Below are 25,228 nucleotides of genomic sequence, written 5' to 3'. Positions count from 1 at the left end.
CAAAGGAATTCCGCGATGTATCACCTCACCGCCCTCGTCACGATGCTGGCGATTGCATTTTATTTCTTCACCAGCATCAACGTCTCGCGCTCGCGCAGCAAGACCGGCGTCAAGGTGCCCGCGATGTCGGGCCATCCGGATTTCGAACGCGCCTTCCGCATCCAGATGAACACGCTGGAATGGATGCCGATCTTTCTGCCGGCACTCTGGCTGTTCGCGATCTATATCAGCGATGGCATCGCGGCAGGAATCGGCGCGGTCTGGATCATCGGCCGCATCGTCTACTTCATCGGCTATTCGAAAGCGGCGGCCAAGCGCGGCCCGGGCTTCATGATCCAGGGCATCGCCGCCATCGCGCTGTGGGCAGGGGCGCTGGGAGCGGTGGTGTTGCGGATAGTGTGAGAGGGCGGCATCACGCGCGCTCGTGTCCCGGGCGCGGTGCAGCGTGTAACGCTGCGCCGCTGAACCGGGACCCAATCTGGCCTCAATCCATGGAGAAACGTGGGTCCCGGCTCTGCGCAGCAGCGTTTCACGCTGCAGCGCGTCCGGGACACAAGAGCCCTACTTCGTCAGCGGGCAGCCACTGTCCTTTGCGGCGAAGAAGGCCTTGTCGCCCGGGACGGTGGCGAGCAGCTTGTAATAGTCCCAGGGCTTCTTCGATTCCGACGGCTTCTTGACCTCGAACAGATACATGTCGTGGATCATGCGGCCGTTCTCGAGCACCTTGCCGCCTTGGGCGAAGTCGTCGTCGACCGGCAGCTCCTTCAGCTTCTTGGCGACCGCATCGGGATCCTTGGTGCCGGCGGCCTTGACCGCCTTGAGATAGCTCAGCGTCGCCGAATAGGTGCCGGCCTGGATCATGTTCGGCATCCGGCCGGTCCGCTTAAGGAAGCGTTCGCCGAGATTGCGCGACTTGTCGTTGACGTCCCAGTAATAGCCCTCGGTCAGCACCAGGCCTTGCGCGGCCTGGAGGCCGAGGCCGTTCACTTCGGCAAGCGTCATCAAGAGGCCGGCGAGCTTCTGGCCACTGGCGACGATGCCGAACTCGGATGCCTGCTTGATCGAGTTGGTGGTGTCGAGGCCGGCATTGGCGAGGCCGACGATCTTGGCCTTGGAGCTCTGAGCCTGCAGCAGGAAGGAGGAGAAGTCCGAGGAGTTGAGCGGCACGCGCACCGAGCCAACCACCTTGCCGCCATTGGCGGTGACGATCTCGCTGGTGTCCTTCTCCAGCGCATAGCCGAAGGCGTAGTCGGCGGTGAGGAAGAACCAGGTGTTGCCACCGGCCTTGGTCAGCGCACCGCCGGTGCCGACGCCGAGCGCGCGGGTGTCGTAGGCCCAGTGGAAGCCATAGGGCTGGCACGCATCGCCTGTCAGCCGCGAGGTCGCGGCGCCAACGACGATGTCGATCTTCTTCTTTTCCTTGGACAGCTCGTGGATCGCGAGTGCGACCGAGGAGGTCGTCAGCTCCGTGATCATGTCGACGTTCTCGACGTCGTACCAGCGCCGCGCGATCGAGGTCGCGAGGTCGGCCTTGTTCTGGTGATCCGCGGTGACGAGCTCGATCTTCTGGCCCAGCACCTCGCCGCCAAATTCCTCGATCGCCATCCTGGCCGCCTCGACCGACCATTTGCCGCCGTAATCGGCATAGACGCCGGACTGGTCGTTGAGGATGCCGATCTTGACGCCTTGCGCGGACGCCGGCGCCGCCAGCACCAAAGCAGAGGTTGCGACGGCGGCCAAAAGTGCTGATTTCATATGTTGTCTCCCAGCAGTTTTCTGTTTTGAAATCGCGCGGATAGTAGTGAAGAACCCCGCGCCTGCCCATCCATTTCACGTTGGTCGTTAGTATGGGATTCTGCGCGCCAAATAGCCGCTGTCGTCCCGGACGAGCGAAGCGAAGATCCGGGATCCATAACCACAGGGAGCGGTTTGGCGAAGACTCGGAGTTACCTGAATTGCCCCGCACTTCTCTCTGGGGTTATGGGTCCCCGCGTGCGCGGGGACGACACCGAATGTGCGGATACGCCGGTGGCAACCACCGACACTCAGGCAGCCACCTCCGGCTTCTTCCCCTCGTTACGCCCCTCCGCCAGGTTCCGCACCACCACGTAGAAGATCGGCGTGAACAACAGGCCGAACAGGGTGACGCCGATCATGCCGAAGAAGACGGCGACGCCGACCGCCTGCCGCATCTCCGAGCCGGAGCCGGTCGAGATCACCAGCGGCAGCACGCCGAGGATGAAGGCGAAGGAGGTCATCAGGATTGGCCGCAGCCGCAGGCGGCAGGCCTCGATCACAGCCTCCAGCCGCGGTCTGCCTTCATTCTCGATGTCGCGCGCGAATTCGACGATCAGGATCGCGTTCTTGGCCGCCAGCCCCACCAGCACGACGAAACCGATTTGCGTGAGGATGTTGACGTCCTGGCCCATGATGCGCACGCCGATGGTGGCGGCAAGCAGGCACATCGGCACGATCAGGATCACCGCGAACGGCAAGGTCCAGCTGCCATATTGCGCGGCGAGCACGAGGTAGACGAACAGCACGCAGATCGGGAATACGTAGAGCCCGGCATTGCCGCCGGTGACCTGCTGATAGGACAGATCCGTCCATTCGAAGGTGAAGCCGCTCGGCAAGGTATCGTCCGCCAGCTTCTTGATGGTGTCCAGCGCGGTGGTCGAGCTGGTGCCGGGTGCCGGCTCACCCTGTAGCTCGGACGCGGCATAGAGATTGTAGCGCGCCACGCGGTCGGGACCCGAGACGTCCTTGAATTCGACCACGCTGCCGAGCATCACCATGTCGCCGGTGGCGTTGCGCGTGCGCAGGCGCGCGAGATCGCTGGGTTCTTTCCGGAACGGGAAGTCGGCCTGTGCGGTGACGTGATAGGTGCGGCCGAACAGGTTGAAGTCGTTGACATAGGTCGACCCGAAATAGCTCTGGATCGTTTCGTTGATGTTGGCGATGGGCACACCGAGCTTCTGCGCCTTGGTGCGGTCGATGTCGACGAAGAGCTGCGGCGTGTTGGCGGTGAACGGCGAGAACACCGAGGGGCCGAGCAGCAAGGGCGATTTGCGTGCCGCGGCGACAAGCTCGTCCGTGGCCGCAGCGAGCATCTCAGGCCCGCGGCCCTGGCGGTCCTGGATGCGGATGGTGAAGCCGCCACCTGTACCGATGCCGGGCACGGCCGGCGGCGGAATCACGATGATGAAGGCGCCCTGGATCGCAGACAGGCGCTTGCGCAGATCGACCGTGATGGCGTTCGCGGACAATCCCTTCTTCATCCGCGCCTCGGGCTCGTCGAACACCGGAAACAGCGCCGCGGCATTGCCGGCCTGCGTGCGCGTGGCGCCGGAGAAGCCGGCAAAGGCGGCGACGCGGATGATACCCGGCGTATCCAGCGCGATCCGCTCGATCTCGCGCACGACCTCGGTGGTGCGTGCCAGCGAGGCCGCACCTGGCAATTGCACGGAGACGATGACGTAGCCGCGATCCTGCGCCGGGATGAAGCCTTGCGGCGTGGTCACGATCAGCCAGCCGGCGCTGCCGATCAGCGCGACGTAGATCAGGATCATCACCACCGAATGCCGGATCACGAAATCGGCGAGGCCGGCATAGCCGTGCGCCAGCCGGTCGAACACGCGGTTGAAGACCCCGGTGAAGGCACCCCAGGCCCGCGCGATGACATTCCATGCGGCCGGCGGACGTTTCTCTTCGTGCGGGGTGAGAATCTGCGAGGCCAGCGCCGGCGACAGCGTCAGCGAGCAGAAGCAGGAGATCGCGGTCGCGACCGCAATGGTCACGGCAAACTGCTGGAAGAACTGCCCGGAAATGCCGCCGATGAACGCCGTCGGGACGAAAACCGCGCACAGCACCAGCGCGATCGAGACCAGCGCGCCGCCGACCTCCTCCATGGTCTTGAGCGCGGCGTCGCGCCGGCTCATGCCGTGCTCGAGATGCCGTTCGACATTCTCGACCACGACGATGGCGTCGTCGACCACGATGCCGACGGCGAGGACGAGGCCGAACAAAGTGAGGTTGTTGATGGAGAAGCCCAGCGCCGCCATCACCGCGAAGGTGCCGACCAGCGACACCGGGATCGCGATGATCGGAATGATCGCAGGCCGCCATCCCTGCAGGAACACCAGCACCACGATGACCACGAGCAGCATGGCCTCGTAGATGGTCTTGATCAGCTCGTGGACCGACTGCGCGATGAACTCGGTCGGATTGTAGCCGATATTGTAGTCGAGGCCCTTCGGGAAGCTTTCCTTCAGCTTCGTCATGGTGTCGGTGATGTTCTTTGCCGTGGCGAGAGCGTTCGATCCCGGCCGCTGCGTCACCAGCATCGCGACCGCGGATTTGCGCAGCAGGAAGCTGTTGGTGGAGTACGCCAGCGCACCAAGCTCGATACGGGCAACGTCGCGCAACCGAACCACTCGGCCGTCGGAGCCGGCCTTGATCAGGATATCCTCGAACTGCTTCTGGTCCTTCAGGCGGCCCGTGAAGGTGAGGTTCGGCTGGAAGGCGCGGTCGGCGATCGGCGGCTCGGCAATCTGGCCGCCGGCGATCTGCACGTTCTGGGCGCGGATCGCCGCCAGCACCTCGGCCGAGGTCAGGCCGAGATTGGCGATGCGGTCAGGATCGAGCCACAGCCGCATCGAATAGTCGCGCGCGCCGAAGATCTGGATGTCGCCGACGCCGTCGAGGCGCAGCAGCTGGTCGCGGACCTGGAGCAGTGCGTAGTTCGAGATGTAGAGCTGGTCGAACGTGTCGTCGGGCGACAGCATGAACACGACCATCAGGATGTCGGGCGAGTTCTTGCGCGTGGTGACGCCGTTGCGCTGGACTTCCTCCGGCAGGCGCGGCTGCGCGATCGCGACGCGGTTCTGCACCAGCACCTGGGCCTTGTCGAGATCGGTGCCGAGCTTGAAGGTGACGGTGATGGTGAGCTGGCCGTTCGAAGTCGCCTGGCTGTAGAGATACAGCATGTCCTCGACGCCGTTGATCTCCTGCTCGATGGGAGCTGCCACCGTGTCGGACACGGTCTGCGCGGAGGCGCCGGGATATTGCGTGGTGACGACCACGGTCGGCGGCACCACTTGCGGATATTCGGAGACCGGCAGCGTGGTGTAGGCGAGCGCACCGACGATCAGGAGCACGATCGACAGCACCATCGCCAGGATGGGCTGGTTGATGGAGAGACGGCCGAGATTCATGACTTGCCACCGGCCGGGGCTTGCGCGGTCTGCGGGGCGACCTTGGCGCCGACACGGGCACGCTGGATGCCGTTGACGATGACGCGGTCCTCCGCCTTCAATCCTTCGCGGATCACGCGCAGGCCGTCGTCCAGCGGACCGAGCACGACGGGACGTGCCTCGACCGTGTCGTCGGGTTTGACCACGAACACGATCTTGCGGGACTGGTCGGTCGCAACAGCGACGTCCGGAATCAGCAGCGCCTCGTAGGGCGCGCTGCCGATCAGGCGGACGCGGCCGAACTGGCCGGGCAGGATCGACAGATCGGTGTTCTTGACCACGGCGCGGCTGCGCAGCGTGCCGGTGGAGACGTCGAGACGGTTGTCGAGGAAGTTGATGGTGCCTTCATGCGACGGCTTGGTCTCGCCGGCGAGCGTTACCTGCACCGGGTTCGCCGTATCGCGCGAGCTCGGGCGCCGGCCCTCGAACCACAGCTTGCTGTATTTGATGAAGGTCGCCTCATCCATGTCGAAATAGACGTAGATCGGGTCGAGCGTGACGATCGAGGTCAGCAGGGTCGAAGAGCCATTGTCGCTGCCCTGCACGAGATTGCCGGGGCTGACGAGATGGCGGCTGACGCGGCCCGTCAACGGCGCCGTCACATGCGTGAATTCAATGTTGAGCCTGGCGGCCTTGAGCGCGCCTTCGGCCTGCACCTCGGCGGCGTGCGCGGCCTGCAAGGCCTGACGGCGCTGATCTACGACCTGCTCGGAGACCGCGCTGGTCTGCACCAGGCTGAGGCCGCGATCGAGCTCGCGCTTGGCAAGCTCCACCTTGGCGCGGGCATCCGAGAGTTGTCCCTCCGCCTGCGCGGCCACCGCCTCGAACGGACGCGGGTCGATCACGTAAAGCAAATCGCCCTGATGCACGATGGCGCCGTCCTGGAATTCGACCGAGTTGACGAAGCCGCCGACGCGCGGGCGCACCTGCACCTCCTCCACCGCTTCGAAGCGGCCGGTGAACTCGTCCCAATCGGTGACGGTGCGCTTGACCGGCTGGGCGACCGTCACAGGGGCCGGCGGCGGGGCGGCTGCTTGCGAGGCCGGCTGGCCGCAACCGGTGAGCGCGAATGCGCCGACAAGCGCGGCGATTGCGCCCAGTCGAGCCAGAACGAAATCGTGCTTTTTGACAAACTGCTCGCTTCCGTCCGGTCCGCTCATCCCAGGTCCTCGCCTCAAAGCCGCAGAAAAGGCAGGGTACGCCTCTACCTGCGGGCGGCACAAGATGGGCGGCAAAGATGAACTCTTCAAGACCAACGCGCGCGCAATGCTGAGGAAGAGGCCCTGGCCGGATGGCGGGTTGACAAGGAGGGAGACGGTCCTCCTTCGCCTCTCCGCGCAAGCGGGGAGAGGGAGGAGGCAAAACGCCAGCGTCTTCACACATGACGAGGGGCGTCCACACGGCTAGACTACATCCACAAAAACAAAGACGAATTGTCCGGGAGGACAGGCGTGCACCAGGGACGTGTCGTTTTCGGCGCGATCGAGGAGGTCGTGTTCGGGCATCCTGCGGCCGGCGCCATCGTCGCGCAGATGGACCGGCTGGGAGCAAATCGTGCCTTCCTGATGGTTTCGGGCACGCTCAGCCGGCAGACCGACGAAATCGAGAAGATCAAGCAGGCTTTGGGCTCCCGCTGCGCCGGCCTGTTCGACGCCATGCCGGCGCATACGCCGCGCGAGGCGGTGATCGCCGCCACCCATGCGGCACGGAAAGCCAGTGCCGACCTGATCGTCACCGTGGGCGGCGGCTCGATCACCGACGGCGCCAAGGCGGTGCAGCTTTGCCTCGCCAACGGCATCGAGGATATCGACGGCATCGAGCGCATCCGCGTCCACAAGGGGGTCGCGCCGGAGATGACCGCGCCGACGGTGCGGCAGATCAGCGTGCCGACCACGATCGCCGGCGGCGAGTTCAGCTCGATCGCCGGCGTGACCGACCGGGCGACGCATGTGAAGCAGATGCTGCGGCATCCGCTCACGGTGCCGCGCGCGACCATCCTCGACCCTGCAATCACCGTGCACACGCCGGAATGGCTGTTCCTGTCGACCGGCATCCGCGCTGTCGACCATTGCGTCGAGGCGATCTGCTCGCGCGAGACGCACCCCTACGCCGATGCGCAATCGGTGAAGGGCCTCGCCATGCTCGCCGACGCGCTGCCGCGGGTGAAAGCCGATCCGTCCGATCTCGACGCGCGGATGGACGCGCAGATCGGCACCTGGCTGTCGATGGGCGCACTCGCCGCCGGCGTGCCCATGGGCGCGAGCCACGGCATCGGCTATGTGCTGGGCGCGGCCTTTGACGTCCCGCACGGCTACACCTCCTGCATCATGCTGCCGGCGGTGCTGCGCTGGAATGCGCGCGACAATGCCGAGCGGCAGATGATCGTCGCGGCCGCCATGGGCTTCCCCGGCCACAACGCCGCCGACGTGCTCGATGCCTTCATCCGCTCGCTCGGCATGCCACGCAGCCTCACCGAAGTGCACGTGTCGCCCGAGCATTTCGACGCCATCGCCGAACAGGCGATGCGCACGCCCTGGGTGCCGCGCAATCCGCGCAAGATCGAGGGCCCGGCGCAGGTGCGCGAAATCCTGCTTCTCGCCGCATGACCCAACGCCGGAGGATAGATGTACCCAGGTCAGCATGCCCGCCTACGCCCGCTGCAGCCCGCCTTCATCATGGCGGCCACGGGCGAGGCCGTCACCTATCGCGAGCTCGATGCGCGCAGCAACCGCTTGGCGCACCTGTTCCGCAAGCACGGCTTGAAACGGCTCGACCACTATTCGATCTTCATGGAGAACAATTCGCGCTATCTTGAGGCCTGCGGCGCCGGCGAACGCTCCGGGCTGTACTACACCTGCATCAACTCCTTCCTGACGCCGGGTGAGCTGGCCTATCTGCTCGTCAACAGCCAGTCCCAGATCCTGATCACGTCGGTGGCGAAACTCGACATCGCCCGTGAGGCGATCCAAGCCTGCCCCGACGTCAGACTCTGCATCGTCGCCGACGGCCCTGGCGAGAGCGATCGCATCGTCGGCCTTGCGGAGGTGACCGCGGATATGCCCGCGACGCCGATCGACGACGAGTGGCTCGGCACCGCCATGCTCTATTCATCGGGCACCACCGGACGACCGAAGGGCATCCTGCGGCCGCTGCCGGAGGAGCCGCCGAAGCACAATCTGCCGCTATTCGATTTCTTGACCAAGCTCTGGCACTACCGCGAGGGCATGGTCTACCTCTCGCCGGCCCCGCTCTATCATTCCGCGCCGCAAGCTGCCGTGAACCTCACGATCCGCATGGGCGGAACCGTGATCATCATGGAGAGCTTCGATCCCGAGCGTTACCTCGAGCTCGTCAAGCGGTGGGGTATCACCCACACCCAGCTGGTGCCGACGATGTTCTCGCGCATGCTGAAGCTGCCGGAGGAGGTGCGCAGCCGCTACGACCTGTCCTCACTGGAGATCGCGATCCATGCCGCCGCGCCCTGCCCGGCCCTGGTCAAGGACGACATGATCAAATGGTGGGGGCCGATCATCCACGAATATTACGGTGCGACCGAAGGCCTCGGCTTCACCGCCTGCAACAGCGAGGAATGGCTCGCCCATCGCGGCACCGTCGGCAAGGTGCTATTCGGCGACCTCCACATTCTCGACGAGAACATGCGGGCGTGCCCGACCGGCACGCCGGGCCAGGTCTGGTTCAAGACCGCCTCGCCGTTCGAATATTTCAACGACCCGGAGAAGACCAGCGAGGCGCGTTCGGCCGACGGGAGCATGAGCACGGTCGGCGATGTCGGCTATGTCGACGCCGACCGCTTCCTGTACCTGACCGACCGCGCGACCTTCATGATCATCTCCGGCGGGGTGAACATCTACCCGCAGGAATGCGAAAATCTCTTGATCACCCATCCGAAGGTCGCCGATGCCGCCGTGTTCGGCGTGCCCAATCCCGATCTCGGCGAAGAGGTCAAGGCGGTGGTGCAGCCGATGCCGGGCATCGTGCCAGGCGAGGCGCTCGCCGAAGAGCTGATCGCATTCTGCGCAAAATCGCTGTCGCGGCAGAAGGTGCCGCGCTCGGTCGATTTCGAGAAGGAATTGCCGCGGCTGCCGACCGGGAAGCTGTACAAGCGGCTGCTGCGGGATCGGTATTGGGGGAACAAGGCGTCACGGATCGTGTAATTCTGTTCACTCGCGCGCAAGAGGCGCAAGACGTAACTAGACAAAAGGTGTCGTCCCTGCATCTCTTCGCACCTGCACTCTCACATTGCGAGGCCATGAAACCCTGCGGCCTTGCGTCATCCGAATTGTCGAGGCGGCATGCGGCCTTACCGGGTTGCCTCCCTCAACTTGCGTGCTATCGTCAGCTCAAACAGCCTGCAAAAGGCCGATGTCCAGGGAGGATGAGCATGCGGAGCGTGTGGGCGCTCGCCGCAATGGCGGCGCTATCTGTGCTGACGACCTCAACCACCACGCTCGCGGGCGAGCCCAAGCAGGGCGGGACCTTGCGGATGTATCACCGCGACAGTCCGGCCAACGCGTCCATTCTCGAAGGCGCGACCTATTCGGTCAACGTGCCGTTCATGGGGGTTTTCAATAACCTCGTCATTTACGACCAGCACATCGCGCAGAACAGTCCTGATACGCTCAGGCCTGAGCTGGCCGAAAGCTGGTCCTGGAGCAGCGACAACAAGAAACTGACGTTCAAGCTGCGCCAGGGCGTCAAATGGCACGACGGCAAGCCGTTCACATCGGCCGACGTCAAATGCAGCTTCGATCTGCTGATGGGCAAATCGCAGCAGAAGCTGCGGCAGAATCCGCGCAAGGCCTGGTACAGCGAAGTTAACGAGATCACGACGAGCGGCGATTTCGAGGTCTCCTTCGATCTGAAACGGCCGCAACCTTCGCTGCTGGCGATGCTCGCGTCCGGCTATACGCCGGTCTATCCCTGCCACGTCTCGCCTGCGGATATGCGCACCCATCCGATCGGGACCGGACCGTTCAAATTCGTCGAGTTCAAGGCCAATGAATCGATCAAGCTGACGCGAAATCCGGACTACTGGAAGAAGGGCCTGCCCCATCTCGACGGCATCGAGTACACGATCATCCCGAACCGCTCGACCGCGATTCTCGCTTTCGTCGCCGGCAAGTTCGACATGACCTTCCCGACGCACATCACGATCCCGCTCCTGAAGGACATCAAGTCGCAGGCGCCGAACGCGGTCTGTGCCGTCGAGCCGACCAACGTTTCGACCAACATCATCGTCAATTCGACCTCGGCGCCGTTCGACAATGTCGATATTCGCCGGGCGGTGGCGCTTGCACTCGACCGCAAGGCCTTCGTCGACATCCTGTTCGAAGGCCAGGCCGACATCGGCGGCACCATGCTGCCGCCGCCTCAGGGCATCTGGGGCATGCCCAAGGACAGGCTGGAGGCCATTCCGGGCTACGGCCGGAACGTGAACGCGAACCGGGAGGAAGCGAAGAAGCTGATGCAGAAGGCGGGCTACGGCCCCGACAAGCACCTCCCGGTGAAGGTCTCGACGCGCAATATCGCGGAATATCGCGATCCCGCCGTGATCCTGATCGACCAGCTCAAGAGCATCTATATCGACGGCGAGCTCGACGTCGTCGAGACCGCGAACTGGTTCCCGAAGGTCGCGCGCAAGGACTACATGCTCGGCCTCAATCTGACCGGCAATTCGGTCGACGATCCCGACCAGTCCTTTTATGAAAACTATTCTTGCGGCTCGGAACGGAACTACACCAATTACTGCAACAAGGAGATCGAGAAGCTGTTCGACGTGCAGTCGCAGGAGACCGACGTCAGCAAGCGCAAGCCGCTGGTCTGGGATATCGACAAGAAGCTGCAGGAGGATGTCGCCCGACCGATCATCTTCCATGCACGGGCCGGCACGTGCTGGCAGCCCTATGTCAAGGGCGTCAAGATCATGTCGAACAGCTCGTATAACGGCTTTCGCTACGAGGATTTGTGGCTCGACAAGTAGCCGGCCTGGCTGAAGACTTTTGGTTTTGAGCATGATCTTCTCGGAAAACCGCTACGCACTTTTCCGGATCATGCTCTAGCGGCTCGCGGAGGGCGAAGGATGTTTGCCTATCTGGTGCGACGCCTGTTCCTGATGCTCGTGACCCTGTTCGGGATCTCGATCGTCATCTTCCTCCTGCTGCGTATCGTGCCCGGCAATATCGTCGACATCCTGTTCGCCGCCGCCGGCTATGTCGATCCCGCCGACAAGGCCAACCTGGAGAAGGAGCTCGGCATCGACCAGCCGCTGATCGTGCAATATTGGCACTGGATCAGCGGCTTCCTGCGCGGTGATTTCGGTTACTCCTACGTGTCCGAGAAGCCGGCGCTGCAGGAGATATTGCCGCGGATCCCGATCACGGCGCGGCTTGCCGGCCTGGCGCTGTTGTTCTCCGCCTCGATCGGCATTCCCCTCGGTGTCATCAGCGCCGTGAAGCAGGGTACGCGGCTGGACTACGCGCTCCGCGTCGTGAGCCTCAGCGGCTTGTCGCTGCCTTCGTTCTGGCTGGGCCTTTTGATCCTCACCGCGTCGGTGGCGATGTTCGGCCAGATGCCGATCTTCAATCCGAATCCGCAGACCTGGCTCGAGGCGTTCGCAACCTACGCCGTGCCGGCCGCAGCCGTCGGCTTCCGCAGCGCGGCGCTGACCATGCGCATCACCCGATCCTCGATGCTGGAAGTGCTGCGGCAGGACTACATCCGCACCGCGCGTGCCAAGGGTGCCTCCGATACCGCGGTGAACTATCACCACGCGCTGAAGAACGCGATCCTGCCCGTCATCACCGTGATCGGCATCGAGGCGGCGTTCCTGATCGGCGGCCTGATCGTCACCGAAACCGTGTTCAACATCCCCGGCGTTGCCCGCTTCCTGGTCGAGGCGATCCGCTGGCGCGACTATCCGATCGTGCAGAATCTCGTGATGCTGATCGCCGTCGTGGTGGTGAGCGCGAATTTCATCGTCGACATGCTGTACGCGGTGTTCGACCCGCGTATCAGGTACACGGACTAGGAGACCAGCTTGGCCGCGATCGACTACGATCTCGAACTACGGCGGGCCGGCGCGCATGCGACCGGCGGCTGGCGGCGCGTGCTGTTTTTGGCGCAGCGGCACGTGCTCGGCGCGGCCGGGCTCGCCATCATGACGGTGTTCGTGCTCACCGCGATCTTTGCCGACTTCATCGCGCGCTATGATCCCCTGACGGTCGATTCCGCCCGCGCGCTGGCACGGCCGAGCCTGGCGCACTGGATGGGAACGGACTCGTTCGGACGCGACGTGTTCAGCCGCATCATCCACGGCGCGCGAATCTCGCTGGCCGTCGGCATCGGCTCGACCGCGCTCGGCGGCACCATCGGCGTCATCGTCGGGCTGACATCAGGCTATCTGTCCGGCTGGGTCGACCTCCTATTCCAGCGCGTTTCCGACGTTCTTCAGGCGCTGCCGCTGCTGGTCCTCGCCCTGATCATGACGGCAGCTCTCGGTCCGTCCTTGCCGAACGTCATCATCGCCATCGCCATTCCGTTGATCCCGACCGTGTCGCGCGTCACCCGCGCCAACACCCTGGCGCTGCGCGAGCAGCCCTTCGTTGAAGCCGCCAAGTCGATCGGCATGAGCGAGGTCCGCATCGCGCTCCGCCATGTGCTGCCGAACACGCTGGCGCCGCTGATCGTGCTCGCAACTGCCCAGCTCGGCTCGACCATCCTCACCGAAGCCTCGCTGTCCTTCCTCGGCCTTGGCATTCCCGAGCCTTATCCGTCATGGGGCCGCATGCTCTCGGAGTCCGCCGCCGAATATGTTCGCACCGCGCCCTGGCTCGTGATCTTCCCGGGCATCGCGATCAGCCTCGCCGTGTTCGGCGCCAATCTGTTCGGCGACGCCCTGCGCGACATCCTGGACCCGAGGCAACGCGGCTGATGACGCAAAACTCTGATCTCGTGCTCGAGGTGAAGAACCTGAAGACGGTGTTCTTCACCAATTCCGGCCTGTTCAAGGCCGTCGACGACCTCTCGTTCAGCGTGAAGCGGGGCGAGACGCTGGCGATTGTCGGCGAGTCCGGTTGCGGCAAGAGCGTCACCGCGCTCTCGCTGATGCGGCTCGTGCCGGATCCGCCCGGCCGCATCGTCGGCGGCTCCGTCACGCTCGAAGGCACCGATCTGCTGGCGCTGGACGAAGCGGAGATGCGCGCTGTCAGGGGCAATCGCATCTCCATGATCTTCCAGGAGCCAATGACATCGCTCAACCCGGTGATGCGGATCGGCGACCAGATCGTCGAGGCCGTGCGGCTGCACCGGAACATCTCGGCCAAAGAGGCCCAGAATATCGCCGTCGAGATGCTGCGCGTGGTGCGTATCCCTGAGCCGGCGCGACGTGCGCGCGAGTATCCGCATCAGCTGTCCGGCGGCATGCGCCAGCGCGCGATGATCGCCATGGCGCTGGCCTGCCGGCCGGCGCTGCTGATCGCGGACGAGCCGACCACCGCGCTCGACGTCACCATCCAGGCGCAGATCCTGGCGCTGATCCTCGACCTGCAGAAGGAGCTCGGCACCGGGCTCGTGCTGATCACGCATGATCTCGGCGTCGTCGCGCAAACGGCGCAGCGCGTGATCGTGATGTATGCGGGGCGGAAGGTCGAGGAGGCCAGCGTCGAGGCGCTGTTCGCCGCGCCAAAGCATCCCTATACGCGCGGGCTGATGGCCTCGATCCCCGCGGTCCCCGCACCCGGCGTCGCCGCACCGGCACGACTGAACGAGATTCCCGGCACCGTGCCGTCGCTGGTCCGGTTGCCGAAGGGTTGCGCCTTCGCGCCGCGCTGCAAGCTCGCAGTCAAGCGCTGCGAGGCCGAATACCCGCCGCTTGCGGATTGGGGTGGCGGCCATCTCGCCGCGTGCTGGCGTGCGGCCGAAGTCGCGGAGGTGGCATGACCAAGGCACTGCTCGAGGTCACCGATCTCAAGAAGCATTACCCGGTGCGCGCCGGCGTGCTGCGGCGACAGGTCGGCACCGTGCATTCGGTCGACGGCGTCTCGTTCTCCCTTGGTGCCGGCGAGACGCTAGGGCTCGTGGGCGAGTCCGGCTGCGGCAAGTCGACGGTGGCGCGCAGCGTGCTGCGGCTGGTTGAGCCGACCTCGGGCCAGATTCGCCTGGATGGTGAGGACATCACCCATCTGTCCAAGTCGGCACTGCGCCCTCACCGCCGCTCGATGCAGATCGTGTTTCAGGACCCGTTTGCCTCGCTCAATCCACGCATGACCGCCGGCGACATCGTCGGCGAGCCGCTCGCCGTGCACGGGCTTGCGACTGGGAAGGCGCTGGAGGCGCGGGTCGCAAAGCTGTTCGAGCAGGTGGGCTTGCGGCCCGACCAGATGGGCAATTTCCCGCATCAATTCTCCGGCGGCCAGCGCCAACGTATCTGCATCGCGCGTGCGCTGGCGCTCGGGCCGCGCCTGATCGTCTGCGACGAGCCGGTCTCCGCGCTCGACGTCTCGATCCAGGCGCAGGTGATCAATCTGCTGATCGACCTGCAACGGCAGCACGGCTTCTCCTATCTCTTCATCGCGCACGACCTCGCCGTGGTCGCGCATATCAGCCACCGCGTCGCCGTGATGTATCTTGGCCGCATCGTCGAGATCGCCGGCAAGGACGAATTGTTCCGCAATCCCCGGCATCCCTATACGCAGGCGCTGCTCGCCTCGGTGCCGGTCGCTGATCCGCTCGCGAAGAAGCTTGTGCCGCTGGTCGATGGCGACGTGCCGAGCCCGGTCAACCCGCCCTCGGGCTGCGCGTTTCACACCCGCTGCCGGTTTGCGATGGAGCGGTGCAAGACGGAGCGGCCAGCGCTGTTGGATGCGGGCGACGGGCATGAGGTGGCGTGTTTGCTCAACGAGGGCACGGGACGGAGTCAATAGGCCGCAGCGTCCAGATCACCGGCCAGGCGGCCAGCGCGGCAGCCAGATGCTTGAGGGTGTGGCCCGAGACGATGTGTCCGGTCGCTTCGAAGATGGTCGCGTCACCGAGCTCGAAAAGCTTGGCGAGCACATAGAAGACAATTACGCCGCCGAGCGGCACGCCGAGCGCACCAGGCCGAGGCCGCGTCAACGCGAGCGCCACGGCGAGCGCGATGCCGCCGAACTGCACCACCACCCATGGCGTGAGATTTTCTCGTGCCACCCAGGCCGCGAGCAGGCCCGCAACCATTGTCAGGACCAGCACCGCTTCGCCTGCGCGCACGCTGATGCGCTCGCTGGCCGCGATGCCCAGAAAGCCCGCGAACGCCACCGCCATGCCGAGACGGTCGGCCACGAGCCGCTGCGGCAGGTCTGGATCCAGATGATAGAAACCAGAGCCCAGGCAAGTGAGGATCAGTCCCACGAAGAACCAGGTTACACCGACGGGTGCATGATGGCGGGCGCGCAGCCGCTCCAAGCCCCAGACGCCCATCGCGAGGAAGGCAAGATTGCTCAGCACGTCGCCGGCGTTGGGTATGCCAAGCCAGGCGCGGCTGTCGACAAAGTGCGGGATGTGCCAGGCGGCGGCAGGCAGCGCAGGCGCCAAAAGCGCTGCGAGCGCCAGGACGAGTAGCGCACCGATCAGATATTTTTCGCGGGCTTGCGGGGCACCAAACGAGAGCTGGCGGGGCTCTGAGGAGAGTATGGAAGAGGTCGCTTGGCTCGGATCATTTGCGCGCAACATGAACGGGCTCCAAGGCATTGAACATAGTTCAATATTTGTAGCGGGAAATTGAACAATGTTCAATGGAAATAAGCGCGGCGCTCTATAGTCAATTAATCAATTGAAATTACTTGTGTTTTTTAGCAGTCCGTGCGGTGCCGTAGGGCGGGCAAAGCGAAGCGTGCCCACCATCCCGCAAACGATTGGGCATTCGTGGGCACGGCGCTATGCGCCTTTGCCCACCCCACGATACCGCCCTAGCCTGCCCCGATCTCCGCCACGATCCTGCCGGTCGTGACCTGCTCGCCCTCGGCGACGTCGACCGCGGCAATGACGCCGTCGATGCCGGCCTTGTGGACGTGCTCCATCTTCATCGCTTCCAGCGTCAGCACCGGCTGGCCGGCGGAGACGCGATCGCCCGGCTTGACCAGGACGGCGACGACACGGCCGTTCATGGCGGCGCGGACCTTGCCGTCACCGCCGTTGGCTGTGGCGGCCTTCGGCGCGGCGAGGGTGAGATCTGTGACCGCGAGCGGGATACCGCGATGCTGGAGATAGAGCCGATCGCCGTCGCGCAGGAATTTTGCGCTGTCCATCACGCCGTCGTGGCGGAAGCGGATGGCATCGGCATCAAGCTGGTCGATCTCAAATCTGTCCCGCCTGCCATCGATGGCGACGGCGTAGCTGCCGTCGCGCTCGCGGGTGACTTCGAGCTCCAGCGTCTGGCCGGCAATCTCGATTTTCGCCGGCAGAGGGAACGTTGCCGACAGGCTCCGGCCCCTCCGCCAGGAAGGCGCGCGCGGATTTGTCACGTAGAGCAGCAAGCCAGCCAGCGCCGTATCGAATGCAGCGTCCGCCCGTGGCGCCAGCAGCTCGTCGCGATGCGCGCCGATGAACGCCGTCGTCGCCTCGCCCCTGGCAAAGCCGGAATGACGCAGACACGACAGCAGGAACGACTGGTTGGTGGTCACGCCGAAAGCGGTGAGCTGCTCCAGGCCGACGATCAGCCGCCCCCTCGCCTCCTCGCGCGTGGCGCCATGGCTGATCACCTTGGCGATCATGGAATCGTAGAACGGCGGGATCTCCGAACCCGATTGCAGCGCGTGCTCGACACGGATGCTTGCAGGCACCTGCCAGCGCGCCATGCGGCCCGATTGCGGCATGAAGTCGTGCTCGGCATCTTCCGAGCAGAGCCGCACCTCGATGGCATGGCCTGAGAACTTGATGTCCTGCTGCTTCACCGGCAACGCCTCGCCGCGCGCGACACGCAGCTGCAGCTCGACCAGATCGAGCCCGGTGATCGCCTCGGTCACGGGATGCTCGACCTGGAGGCGCGTGTTCATCTCCATGAAGTAGAATTCGCCGCTCGCATCGAGCAGGAATTCCAGCGTGCCGGCGCCCTCATAGCGCAGTGTCTTGACGGCAGCGACGGCAACCTCGCCCATCTTCGCACGTAGCTCCGGCGTCACGGCCGGCGACGGCGCCTCCTCGATCAGCTTCTGGTGCCGCCGCTGCACCGAGCAATCGCGCTCGCCGAGATGGATGGCATTGCCCTGGCTGTCGCCGAATACCTGAATCTCGATGTGGCGCGGGTTCTGGATGGCGCGTTCGAGGATCACCGTGGGATCGCCGAACGCCGCCTTGGCCTCCGACCGCGCGCTGCGCAGCGCATCCGGGAAGGATGCCGCGTCCGTCACCAGCCGCATGCCGCGGCCGCCGCCACCGGCGACCGCCTTGATCATCACGGGAAAGCCGATCGTCTTGGCCTCGGCCAGCATGACTTCGTCACCCTGATCGGCGCCCTGATAGCCCGGCACGACGGGAACGCCGGCCTTCTTCATGATCTCCTTGGCGCCGGCCTTGTTGCCCATCGCCTCGATCGCCTGCGGCGACGGGCCGATGAAGACGAGGCCGGCAGCCCTGCAGGCTTGCGCGAAGTCTTCGTTCTCGGCGAGGAAACCGTAGCCGGGATGGACGGCATCTGCGCCGCTTGCCTTGGCGGCGGCGATGATCGCGGGAATGTTGAGATAGGATTGCGCCGGCAAGGCTTCGCCGATGCGCACGGCCTGGTCGGCCTGTTGCATGTGGAGCGCGTCGCGATCGGCATCCGAATAGACCGCGACAACGCCGAGGCCGAGCTGCCGCGCGCTGCGCATCACGCGCAAGGCGATCTCGCCGCGATTGGCGACCAGAACCTTGAAGAACGGCCGGTGCTGCACTGATCCGTTCCTCATGGGCGGGCCACCGAGAATTGCATGCGCTGGGGCGTGCGCGCATCGCCCTCACGGCAGATCGCGAGCACTTCGGACAGCACGGCACGGGTATCGCGCGGATCGATCACGCCGTCGTCGAGCACGCGCGCACTGGTGGAGAACACGTCCATCTGGCCGTCGAACACGCCGATGATCTCAGCCTTCATGGCGTCCAGTCTGTCCTTCTCGATCGGCTTGCCGCGGCGCGCGGCAGCGGCTTCGGTCACGATCGCCATGGTTTCGGCGGCCTGCTCGCCGCCCATCACCGCGGTCTTGGCGTTGGGCCAGGAGAAGCAGAAACGTGGATGGAAGCCGCGGCCGCACATGCCGTAATTGCCGGCCCCGAAGGAGGCGCCGCAATAGATGGTGATCTGAGGCACGGTGGCCGACGTCACCGCCTGGATCATCTTCGAGCCGTGCTTGATCATCCCGGCTTCTTCGTAGGCTTTGCCGACCATGTAGCCTGTGGTGTTGTTGAGATAGAGCAGCGGCGTGCGGGTCTGGCAGCAGGCCTGGATGAAATGCGTCGCCTTGTTGGCGCCGGCGGGATCGAGCGGGCCGTTATTGGTGACGATGCCGATGGCCTGGCCCTCGATGCGGGCATGGCCGCAGACGGTGGCCGGGCCGTAATTCGGTGCCATCTCGGTGAAATCGGAATCGTCGACGATGCGCGCGATCACTTGGCGCATGTCCACGGTGCGCTTGTGGTCCATCGGCATGATGCCGAGCAGCTCGTCCTGGTCGTAGCGCGGCGGCTTGAATTGCGGAGCCGCCTTGCCCGGCCGTCCCCATTCCAGCGCCGCCATGATCTCGCGCGCGATGCGAAGCGCATCGCGATCGTCTTCGGCGAGGTAGTCGCCGAGGCCGGACACTTGCGTGTGCATCTCGGCGCCGCCCAGCTCTTCCTCGGTCGCGATCTCGCCGGTCGCCGCTTTCAGCAGCGGCGGACCCGCAAGGAAAGCACGCGTGCGGCCGCGTACCATGACGATGTAGTCGGACAGACCCGTTTGATAAGCGCCGCCGGCGGTGGACGAGCCGTGCGTGACCGTGACCACCGGCAGGCCGGCTGCCGAGAGCCGGGCGAGGTTGCGGAAGATGTTGCCGCCGCGGACAAAGTCCTCGACGCGGTAGCGCAGCAGATTGGCGCCGGCGCTTTCCACGAGCTGGACATAAGGCAGCTTGTTCTCCAGCGCGAGCTCCTGCACACGCAGCGTCTTGTCGAGGCCGTAAGGTTGCAGCGCGCCGGCATCGATGCCGGCGTCGTTAGCGCTGACCATGCAGCGGATGCCCGAGACGAAGCCGATGCCGGCGATGACGCCGCCGCCGGGCACGCTCTTGTTCGCATCGGGCATGTCGAACATGTAGCCGGCGAGCGTGGACAGCTCGATGAAGGGCGCGCCGGGATCGAGCACCAACGCGACGCGCTCGCGCGGCAGCAACTGCCCGCGCTTGTGGAAGCGGTCCTTTGCCGCGGCCGACGCGGCACGCGTGCGCTCTTCCAGAGCGCGCATGCGGTCGATCAGGCCGAGCATGCCGTCGCGGTTGGCCTGGTAGGCGGCGCTGCCGGGGGAGATGGTGTTTTCAAGAATGGACACAGTTTACTCCGTCATTCCGGGGCGATGCGCAGCATCGAACCCGGAATCTCGAGGTTCCCAGGTGCGCAATTGCGCACCATAGTTCACGCTTCGCGTGCCCCGGAACGACGTTCAGCGATTCGTCCCGAAGATCTTCCTTGCCTCGGCGGGGCTCGCGATCTCGCGGCCGGCGCGGCGGGCGCAGGCGGCGATGGCCTCGATCAGCTGGCCGTTCGATGTCACCTTTTTGCCGTCGGCGAGATAGAAGGCGTCTTCGAGACCGGTGCGCAAATGGCCGCCGAGCTCAGCGCAGCGCTGGTGCAGCGGCCAGATCTCCTCGCGGCCAATGGCGGTGACCTGGAAATGCGCCTCGGGACGCTTCAGCTTGATCAGGATCGGGAGCAACTCCGGATCCGACGGCATTCCCGAAGCGACGCCCATCACAAAATTATATTCGAGCGGGCCCTTGTACATGCCAACCTGGCGGTACATGCCGACGCAGCGGACGATACCGACGTCGAAACACTCGAACTCGGGGATGGTGCCGACCGCGTTCATGACGTCGAGATAGTCCTTCACCTTCTCGACCGCGTTGTCGAACATCATCGGCGGCCAGGCCCAGGTATTGTCGGCCTTCACCTTCAAATAATTTAGCGAGCCGGCGTTGCAGGCGGCGATCTCGGGCTTGGTCTCGCGGATGCAGTCCAGCGCGCCTGAGTAGTTGGGCCCCGACACGCCCGACGTATGATTGATGATCACGCCCGGGCAGGCTTCGCGGATCGCCTGCTGGATCTCCTTGCTGACAGCGACCTCCCAGGACGGCAGATGCCCCTTGTTCGGCGCCTGCTGGCGCAGATGGATGTGCATGATGGACGCGCCGGCATCGAACGCAGCCTTGGCCTCGCGCGCCATCTCTTCGGGCGTCACGGGCACGTTGTGCTGCTTCGGGTCGGTGAGCACGCCGTTCAGCGCGCAGGTGATGACGGCCTTGTCGCTCATGCCAAAAATGTCTCGCACGTTGAGAATTCAACGGTTGCGATCATGTGATGGCTGGCATGCGGCTTCTTGCGCGGAGAAGCTGAAGAAAGGACAAGCTTTCGTAGGTTGGGCAAAGCGAAGCGTGCCCACGTCTCTATCGCGATTCGGGAAAGATGGTGGGCACGGCGCTTTGCGCCTTTGCCCACCCTACGAGAGCGGTGCTAACCCGCCTCCGCGAGCCGCACCGTCTCGGTGCTGCGGTAGATCGCAAGGTCGCGTGAGCCGACGAAGATCGCGCGCGGCTTCAATCCGTAGAAGCGGCGGATCGAGTGGCTGAAATGCGTGGAATCGGGATAACCGATGTCCTGCGCGAGATGGGCGAGGTTGAGGTCCTGGTTAGCGAAGTGCAGCAAGTGGCGCGCACGCTTCCAGGCGCGGAAGGAGCGGAAGGAGATGCCGGTCTCTTCCTTGAACAGATGCAGGAAGCGCGAAGCCGAGAGCCCTGCTTCCGCCGCGCAGGTGTCGGCCGTCACCGGCTCGCCGGAGAACCGCCCGATGCGGGCGACGGCGCGGGTCACACGCGGATCGAGCACGCGGCGCGGAAGCGCCTCGCCAAAGCACATCTGGTCGAACTCGGCGGTCGTGATGTCGCCATAGCGACGCTGGCGCAGCAACGCGTAAGCGGCCAGGATCTTGCGGGCATAGGCGGCCTTGTCCGGCCCTCGCAGCCGCTCGGCCAGGACCTCGATCATGCCATCCGGCATGCTTTCCGGCTCCAGCGTCACGCTGATGACGCTGCGATAGTCACTGGCGATGGTGTGCCGCTGGTTCGGCAGGGTCACGATCAATTCGTCCGACGTGTGAACGTCGTCGATCGTCAGATGCAGGCTGCCCTTCACCGCGACATAGACATGGCAGCAGCCGGGGGTCCGCTTGCGAGGGCGGCCGAGCAGGCCGGCATAGAATACCCGCTCCGGCGTGATCAGCATCAGATGGTCGGATTCGCGACCTTTATCTTCCATGGGGATCCTCCTCGCGCGGCTCTGAGGCCGCTGCGGACGGAGGTCACCTTAGCGGAAATTTAGGCGCTGTCACGACGGGATAGCGCTGTCATGACGCGCAGAGCGTTGGCATTCCAGGATGCGACGCCTGCCTGGAACCGTAATGAGACCGTAGTCCCATTTCGCGGGCCTACGCCCTCACCCTTGGCGCAACATTCTGCTCGACGCCGGCCTTTTGCTCCGCAGCAACGGCACGCTTGAAACCGTCGCGCTGCTGCAGCCGCGCCCAATAAGCTGCGACATTTGGCCCGAAATCCTTGGCGAGGCCGATATTGTCGGCCAAGCGAAGGGCGTAACCGATGACAATGTCAGCGGCGGTGAAGCGGCCCGCGCACAAGGTTTCGGCATTGGCCGTCGCTGCCTCGACGGCGCGCAGCCGCCCCAGGAACCATTTGTGGTAATCGCCGGCAACTTGCGGGTTGCGCCGCTCCTCCGGCTCGAGCTGGCTATACCGGAGCACCAGCGTCTGCGGGAAGGTTAACGTGGCGTCGCTGAAATACATCCAGTTCAGGAAGGCCCCATAAGCGGGATCCTCCGGCCCCACTATCAGCGGTGTCGGGCCGTGCTTGATGCCGAGATAGTAGCAGATGCCGGAGGATTCGGTCATCTTGGTCTCGCCGTCGACCATGAAGGGGATCGTTCCCAGCGGATTGAGGGCTAGGTATTCCTTGGCGAAGACCCGCGGCGGGAACGGCAGCATCTTCAATTCATAGGACAGCCCCATCTCCTCCAGCATCCAGAGCGGGCGAAACGAGCGCGCGGCGTCGCAGTGATAGAGCGTGATCATCAGGAGCTTCCTTTGCTGCCGGGCAGCGTGCCCATCATCTTGCACAGGACCATCAGCATGACCTCGTCGGCGCCGCCGCCGATCGAGGTCAGGCGGCTGTCGCGATAGGCGCGGCTGACCGGCGTCTCGTTGGTAAAGCCCATTCCACCCCAATATTGCAAGCAGGCGTCGGTGAGCTCGCGGCCAAGCCGGCCGGCCTTGAGCTTGGCCATGGTCGCGAGCCTGGTCACGTCCTCGCCGGCGACCAGCGCCTCGCCGGCACGATAGATCAGCGCGCGCAGCAGCTCGACCTCGGTCTGCATCTCCGCCAGCTTGAAGTGCACGACCTGGTTGTCGAGGATGCTTTGGCCAAAGGCCTTTCGATTGCGGGTGTATTCGATGGTCTGGTCGATGATGTATTCATGCGCCTTCAGGCAGGCCGCCGCGCCCCAGAGCCGCTCCTCCTGGAACTGGATCATCTGGTAGGTGAAGCCCTTGCCCTCCTCGCCGATCCGGTTGCGCTTGGGTACGCGGACATTGTCGAAGAAGATCTGCGCTGTGTCCGAGGAGCGCATGCCCATCTTGTCGAGCTTTCGCGCCACGGTCACGCCCTGGCTCTTCATAGGCACGCAAATCAACGACTTGTTGCGGTGAACCGGCCCCTCTCCGGTGTTGGCGAGCAGGCAGATCCAGTCGGCCTGCGTCCCGTTGGTGATCCACATCTTGCCGCCGTTGATGACGTAGTCGTCGCCGTCGGAGCGCGCCTGTGTCTTGATCGAGGCGACGTCGGAGCCCGCGCCCGGCTCCGAGACGCCGATGCAGGCGACGAAATCGCCTGAGATCGATGGCGCCAGAAATTCGCGGCGCACCTCATCCGAGCCGAACCGGGCTAGCGCCGGTGTCGCCATGTCGGTCTGGACCCCGATCGCCATCGGCACGCCGCCACAGGTGATGGCGCCGAGCTCCTCCGCCATCATCAGCGCATAGGAGTAGTCGAGGCCCGAGCCGCCGAACTCGACCGGCTTGTTCAGGCCGAGGAAGCCGAGGCTGCCCATCTTCTTGAACAGCTCGTGCGCCGGGAAGATGTCGGCTTTCTCCCATTCGTCGACATGGGGGTTGATCTCGTTCGCTATGAACTTTTGTAAGCTGCGGCGGATATCGTCGTGGTCGGCAGTGAACAGCATTTTGTCAGCTCAGCTCTCGTATCTCTGATGTGCTCGTCATGGCCGGGCTTGTCCCGGCCATCCACGGCTTGGTCACCCGGCAGAAAGAACGTGGATGCCCGGGACGAGCCCGGGCATGACGGAGAATGCGGCTACAACCCCATCTGCCGCGACGCCAGATCCTTCATGATTTCCTCGGTGCCGCCACCGATGGCGTTGACCTTGACCTCGCGGTAGATGCGCTCGGCCTTGATGCCGCGCATGAAGCCGGCGCCGCCGAAGATCTGCACTGCCTCGGAGGCGCAGAAGGCCATGGTCTGCGTCGCCTGGTTCTTCATCATGCAGATTTCGGCGACCGGGCTTTCGCCCTCCTCGAGCCGCCAGGCCAGCATCTCCAGCATCGACTGGGACGCTGCGACCTTCTGCGCCATGTCGACGATCTTGTGGCGGATCACCTGGTGCTGCGCGAGCGGCTTGCCGAAGGTCTGGCGCTCCCTGGCATAGGCGACCGCCTCGTCGAGGCAGACGCGGGCGAAGGCGGTGCAGCTTGCCGCCATGCCCATGCGCTCGCTGTTGAAGTTCTGCATGATGATCTTGAAGCCCTGCCCCTCCTCGCCGATCAGGTTTCCGGCCGGCACGCGGCATTCGTCGAAATGCAGCGTCGCGGTGTCGGAGGCCCACCAGCCCATCTTCTTCAGCTTGGTGCGCGACAGGCCGGGCGTGTCACCTTCGATCAGGAGGAGGCTGACGCCGCCGGCACCTTCGCCGCCCGTGCGCACTGCAACGGTCAGATAGTCAGCGCGCATGCCTGAGGTAATGAAGGTCTTCTCACCGCTCACGACGTAGTGATCGGCGTCGCGCCGCGCCCTTGTACTGAGATTCGCGACATCGGAGCCGCCGCCCGGCTCGGTGATCGCGAGCGCGGAAATTTTGTCGCCTGCGAGCACTTGCGGCAGCACGCGTGCCCTCACCTCGGGCCGCGCCGCACGCGCGATGGGCGGCGAGCCGATGGTGTGGCTCATCAAGCTCGCGCTGATACCGCCGGCGCCGGCCCGCGCCAGCTCCTGACTGGCCACGATCTTCATGAACTGGTCGGCGGCGATACCGCCATATTCCTCGGGGAATCCCAGTCCCAACAGGCCGATCTCGGCCGCCTTGCGATAAAGCGGGCGCGGAAATTCACCGGACTCGTCCCACTCATGAGCGAACGGCGCGATCTCCTTCTCGACGAAGCGGCGCATCATTTCGCGGAAGGCATCATGCTCGGCGGTATAGAACGGGCTCTTCATCGCGCTTTCGCCTCGCGGCCGGATTCGTCTCAGCCACCATGACCGGAACATTGTTGGCTCACTTGCGCGGAGTGGCTGACCCGGGACGGGCCGCGCCGGCGCAGACATGGTCCAGCAACTCAACGCAAGACGATTTTCGTCTTGCGCAGGCCAACTCCGGGGAAAAAGCGCGATGCACAAACTCCGGCT

General features: G+C 64.7%; 19 protein-coding genes. 8 read left to right on the top strand and 11 right to left on the bottom strand.

Annotated features, from left to right (window positions below):
* The first annotated feature begins 15 nt into the window (after positions 1-15).
* Entirely contained in the window at positions 16-402 is a 387-nt protein-coding gene (locus IVA81_RS29490) for an MAPEG family protein (RefSeq protein WP_247324477.1), read from the top strand.
* A 159-nt stretch (positions 403-561) separates the two neighbouring features.
* On the opposite strand, the gene IVA81_RS29485 is transcribed toward IVA81_RS29490, so the two are convergent.
* From IVA81_RS29485 to IVA81_RS29475, 3 genes are all read right to left on the bottom strand, one after another.
* The gene (locus IVA81_RS29485; RefSeq protein WP_247324476.1) at positions 562-1,755 is read right to left on the bottom strand and encodes an ABC transporter substrate-binding protein; all 1,194 of its coding nucleotides are present in this window, start codon (positions 1,753-1,755) and stop codon (positions 562-564) included.
* A 290-nt stretch (positions 1,756-2,045) separates the two neighbouring features.
* Positions 2,046-5,213 (bottom strand): multidrug efflux RND transporter permease subunit, encoded by a 3,168-nt coding sequence (locus IVA81_RS29480; RefSeq protein WP_247324474.1) that lies wholly within the window; start codon positions 5,211-5,213, stop codon positions 2,046-2,048.
* Entirely contained in the window at positions 5,210-6,412 is a 1,203-nt protein-coding gene (locus IVA81_RS29475) for an efflux RND transporter periplasmic adaptor subunit (RefSeq protein WP_247324472.1), read from the bottom strand. Before IVA81_RS29475 ends, IVA81_RS29480 begins: the two co-directional genes overlap by 4 nt.
* Before the next feature lie 291 nt (positions 6,413-6,703).
* On the opposite strand from IVA81_RS29475, the gene IVA81_RS29470 reads away from it, so the two are divergent.
* The 7 genes from IVA81_RS29470 to IVA81_RS29440 all read left to right on the top strand — a co-directional run bounded on the left by IVA81_RS29470 (position 6,704) and on the right by IVA81_RS29440 (position 15,193).
* Positions 6,704-7,858, top strand: a complete 1,155-nt coding sequence (locus IVA81_RS29470) for an iron-containing alcohol dehydrogenase (protein ID WP_247324469.1) — start codon at positions 6,704-6,706, stop codon at positions 7,856-7,858.
* Positions 7,859-7,876: 18 nt separating this feature from the next.
* A complete protein-coding gene (locus IVA81_RS29465) occupies positions 7,877-9,427 on the top strand; it encodes an AMP-binding protein (protein ID WP_247324467.1) in 1,551 nt (516 codons plus the stop codon).
* A 227-nt stretch (positions 9,428-9,654) separates the two neighbouring features.
* Complete coding sequence (locus IVA81_RS29460; RefSeq protein ID WP_247324465.1) at positions 9,655-11,253, top strand: ABC transporter substrate-binding protein; 1,599 nt, start codon at positions 9,655-9,657, stop codon at positions 11,251-11,253.
* A gap of 99 nt (positions 11,254-11,352) precedes the next feature.
* The gene (locus IVA81_RS29455) at positions 11,353-12,300 is read left to right on the top strand and encodes an ABC transporter permease (RefSeq protein ID WP_247324463.1); all 948 of its coding nucleotides are present in this window, start codon (positions 11,353-11,355) and stop codon (positions 12,298-12,300) included.
* 9 nt (positions 12,301-12,309) lie between these two features.
* Positions 12,310-13,203 carry an ABC transporter permease gene (locus IVA81_RS29450; protein ID WP_247324461.1) on the top strand — a complete coding sequence of 298 codons (894 nt, stop codon included), beginning with the start codon at positions 12,310-12,312 and terminating at the stop codon, positions 13,201-13,203.
* Positions 13,203-14,210 carry an ABC transporter ATP-binding protein gene (locus tag IVA81_RS29445; RefSeq protein ID WP_247324459.1) on the top strand — a complete coding sequence of 336 codons (1,008 nt, stop codon included), beginning with the start codon at positions 13,203-13,205 and terminating at the stop codon, positions 14,208-14,210. Before IVA81_RS29450 ends, IVA81_RS29445 begins: the two co-directional genes overlap by 1 nt.
* Complete coding sequence (locus IVA81_RS29440) at positions 14,207-15,193, top strand: dipeptide ABC transporter ATP-binding protein (RefSeq protein ID WP_247324458.1); 987 nt, start codon at positions 14,207-14,209, stop codon at positions 15,191-15,193. Before IVA81_RS29445 ends, IVA81_RS29440 begins: the two co-directional genes overlap by 4 nt.
* Here the strand turns inward: IVA81_RS29440 and IVA81_RS29435 are convergent.
* The 8 genes from IVA81_RS29435 to IVA81_RS29400 all read right to left on the bottom strand — a co-directional run bounded on the left by IVA81_RS29435 (position 15,165) and on the right by IVA81_RS29400 (position 25,039).
* Entirely contained in the window at positions 15,165-15,977 is an 813-nt protein-coding gene (locus IVA81_RS29435) for a hypothetical protein (RefSeq protein ID WP_247324456.1), read from the bottom strand. The genes IVA81_RS29440 and IVA81_RS29435 overlap by 29 nt on opposite strands.
* Before the next feature lie 236 nt (positions 15,978-16,213).
* Positions 16,214-18,190 carry an acetyl-CoA carboxylase biotin carboxylase subunit gene (locus IVA81_RS29430; RefSeq protein ID WP_247324454.1) on the bottom strand — a complete coding sequence of 659 codons (1,977 nt, stop codon included), beginning with the start codon at positions 18,188-18,190 and terminating at the stop codon, positions 16,214-16,216.
* Positions 18,187-19,803 carry an acyl-CoA carboxylase subunit beta gene (locus IVA81_RS29425; protein WP_247324452.1) on the bottom strand — a complete coding sequence of 539 codons (1,617 nt, stop codon included), beginning with the start codon at positions 19,801-19,803 and terminating at the stop codon, positions 18,187-18,189. Before IVA81_RS29425 ends, IVA81_RS29430 begins: the two co-directional genes overlap by 4 nt.
* A 111-nt stretch (positions 19,804-19,914) precedes the next feature.
* Positions 19,915-20,781, bottom strand: a complete 867-nt coding sequence (locus IVA81_RS29420) for a 3-keto-5-aminohexanoate cleavage protein (protein WP_247324450.1) — start codon at positions 20,779-20,781, stop codon at positions 19,915-19,917.
* A 200-nt stretch (positions 20,782-20,981) separates the two neighbouring features.
* Complete coding sequence (locus IVA81_RS29415) at positions 20,982-21,782, bottom strand: AraC family transcriptional regulator (RefSeq protein ID WP_247324448.1); 801 nt, start codon at positions 21,780-21,782, stop codon at positions 20,982-20,984.
* A 169-nt stretch (positions 21,783-21,951) separates the two neighbouring features.
* Entirely contained in the window at positions 21,952-22,608 is a 657-nt protein-coding gene (locus IVA81_RS29410; RefSeq protein WP_247324441.1) for a glutathione S-transferase family protein, read from the bottom strand.
* Positions 22,608-23,771: an acyl-CoA dehydrogenase family protein gene (locus tag IVA81_RS29405; protein ID WP_247324440.1), complete on the bottom strand. Its 1,164-nt coding sequence runs from the start codon at positions 23,769-23,771 to the stop codon at positions 22,608-22,610. Before IVA81_RS29405 ends, IVA81_RS29410 begins: the two co-directional genes overlap by 1 nt.
* Positions 23,772-23,902: 131 nt before the next feature.
* A complete protein-coding gene (locus tag IVA81_RS29400) occupies positions 23,903-25,039 on the bottom strand; it encodes an acyl-CoA dehydrogenase family protein (protein ID WP_247324439.1) in 1,137 nt (378 codons plus the stop codon).
* Positions 25,040-25,228: the final 189 nt, after the last annotated feature.

Origin of the sequence: Bradyrhizobium sp. 141 (assembly GCF_023074055.1) — a bacterium.
Classification (GTDB): Bacteria; Pseudomonadota; Alphaproteobacteria; order Rhizobiales; family Xanthobacteraceae; genus Bradyrhizobium.
This window is presented reverse-complemented; position numbering and strand designations above follow the sequence as displayed.

Excerpts from the sequence above, each read along its gene's own strand:
- IVA81_RS29490 (WP_247324477.1), top strand. The coding sequence starts at position 16 with ATGTATCACCTCACCGCCCTCGTCACGATGCTGGCGATTGCATTTTAT.
- IVA81_RS29485 (WP_247324476.1), bottom strand. The coding sequence starts at position 1,755 with ATGAAATCAGCACTTTTGGCCGCCGTCGCAACCTCTGCTTTGGTGCTG.
- IVA81_RS29480 (WP_247324474.1), bottom strand. The coding sequence starts at position 5,213 with ATGAATCTCGGCCGTCTCTCCATCAACCAGCCCATCCTGGCGATGGTG.
- IVA81_RS29475 (WP_247324472.1), bottom strand. The coding sequence starts at position 6,412 with ATGAGCGGACCGGACGGAAGCGAGCAGTTTGTCAAAAAGCACGATTTC.
- IVA81_RS29465 (WP_247324467.1), top strand. The coding sequence starts at position 7,877 with ATGTACCCAGGTCAGCATGCCCGCCTACGCCCGCTGCAGCCCGCCTTC.
- IVA81_RS29460 (WP_247324465.1), top strand. The coding sequence starts at position 9,655 with ATGCGGAGCGTGTGGGCGCTCGCCGCAATGGCGGCGCTATCTGTGCTG.
- IVA81_RS29455 (WP_247324463.1), top strand. The coding sequence starts at position 11,353 with ATGTTTGCCTATCTGGTGCGACGCCTGTTCCTGATGCTCGTGACCCTG.
- IVA81_RS29445 (WP_247324459.1), top strand. The coding sequence starts at position 13,203 with ATGACGCAAAACTCTGATCTCGTGCTCGAGGTGAAGAACCTGAAGACG.
- IVA81_RS29440 (WP_247324458.1), top strand. The coding sequence starts at position 14,207 with ATGACCAAGGCACTGCTCGAGGTCACCGATCTCAAGAAGCATTACCCG.
- IVA81_RS29435 (WP_247324456.1), bottom strand. The coding sequence starts at position 15,977 with ATGTTGCGCGCAAATGATCCGAGCCAAGCGACCTCTTCCATACTCTCC.
- IVA81_RS29430 (WP_247324454.1), bottom strand. The coding sequence starts at position 18,190 with ATGAGGAACGGATCAGTGCAGCACCGGCCGTTCTTCAAGGTTCTGGTC.
- IVA81_RS29420 (WP_247324450.1), bottom strand. The coding sequence starts at position 20,781 with ATGAGCGACAAGGCCGTCATCACCTGCGCGCTGAACGGCGTGCTCACC.
- IVA81_RS29415 (WP_247324448.1), bottom strand. The coding sequence starts at position 21,782 with ATGGAAGATAAAGGTCGCGAATCCGACCATCTGATGCTGATCACGCCG.
- IVA81_RS29410 (WP_247324441.1), bottom strand. The coding sequence starts at position 22,608 with ATGATCACGCTCTATCACTGCGACGCCGCGCGCTCGTTTCGCCCGCTC.
- IVA81_RS29405 (WP_247324440.1), bottom strand. The coding sequence starts at position 23,771 with ATGCTGTTCACTGCCGACCACGACGATATCCGCCGCAGCTTACAAAAG.
- IVA81_RS29400 (WP_247324439.1), bottom strand. The coding sequence starts at position 25,039 with ATGAAGAGCCCGTTCTATACCGCCGAGCATGATGCCTTCCGCGAAATG.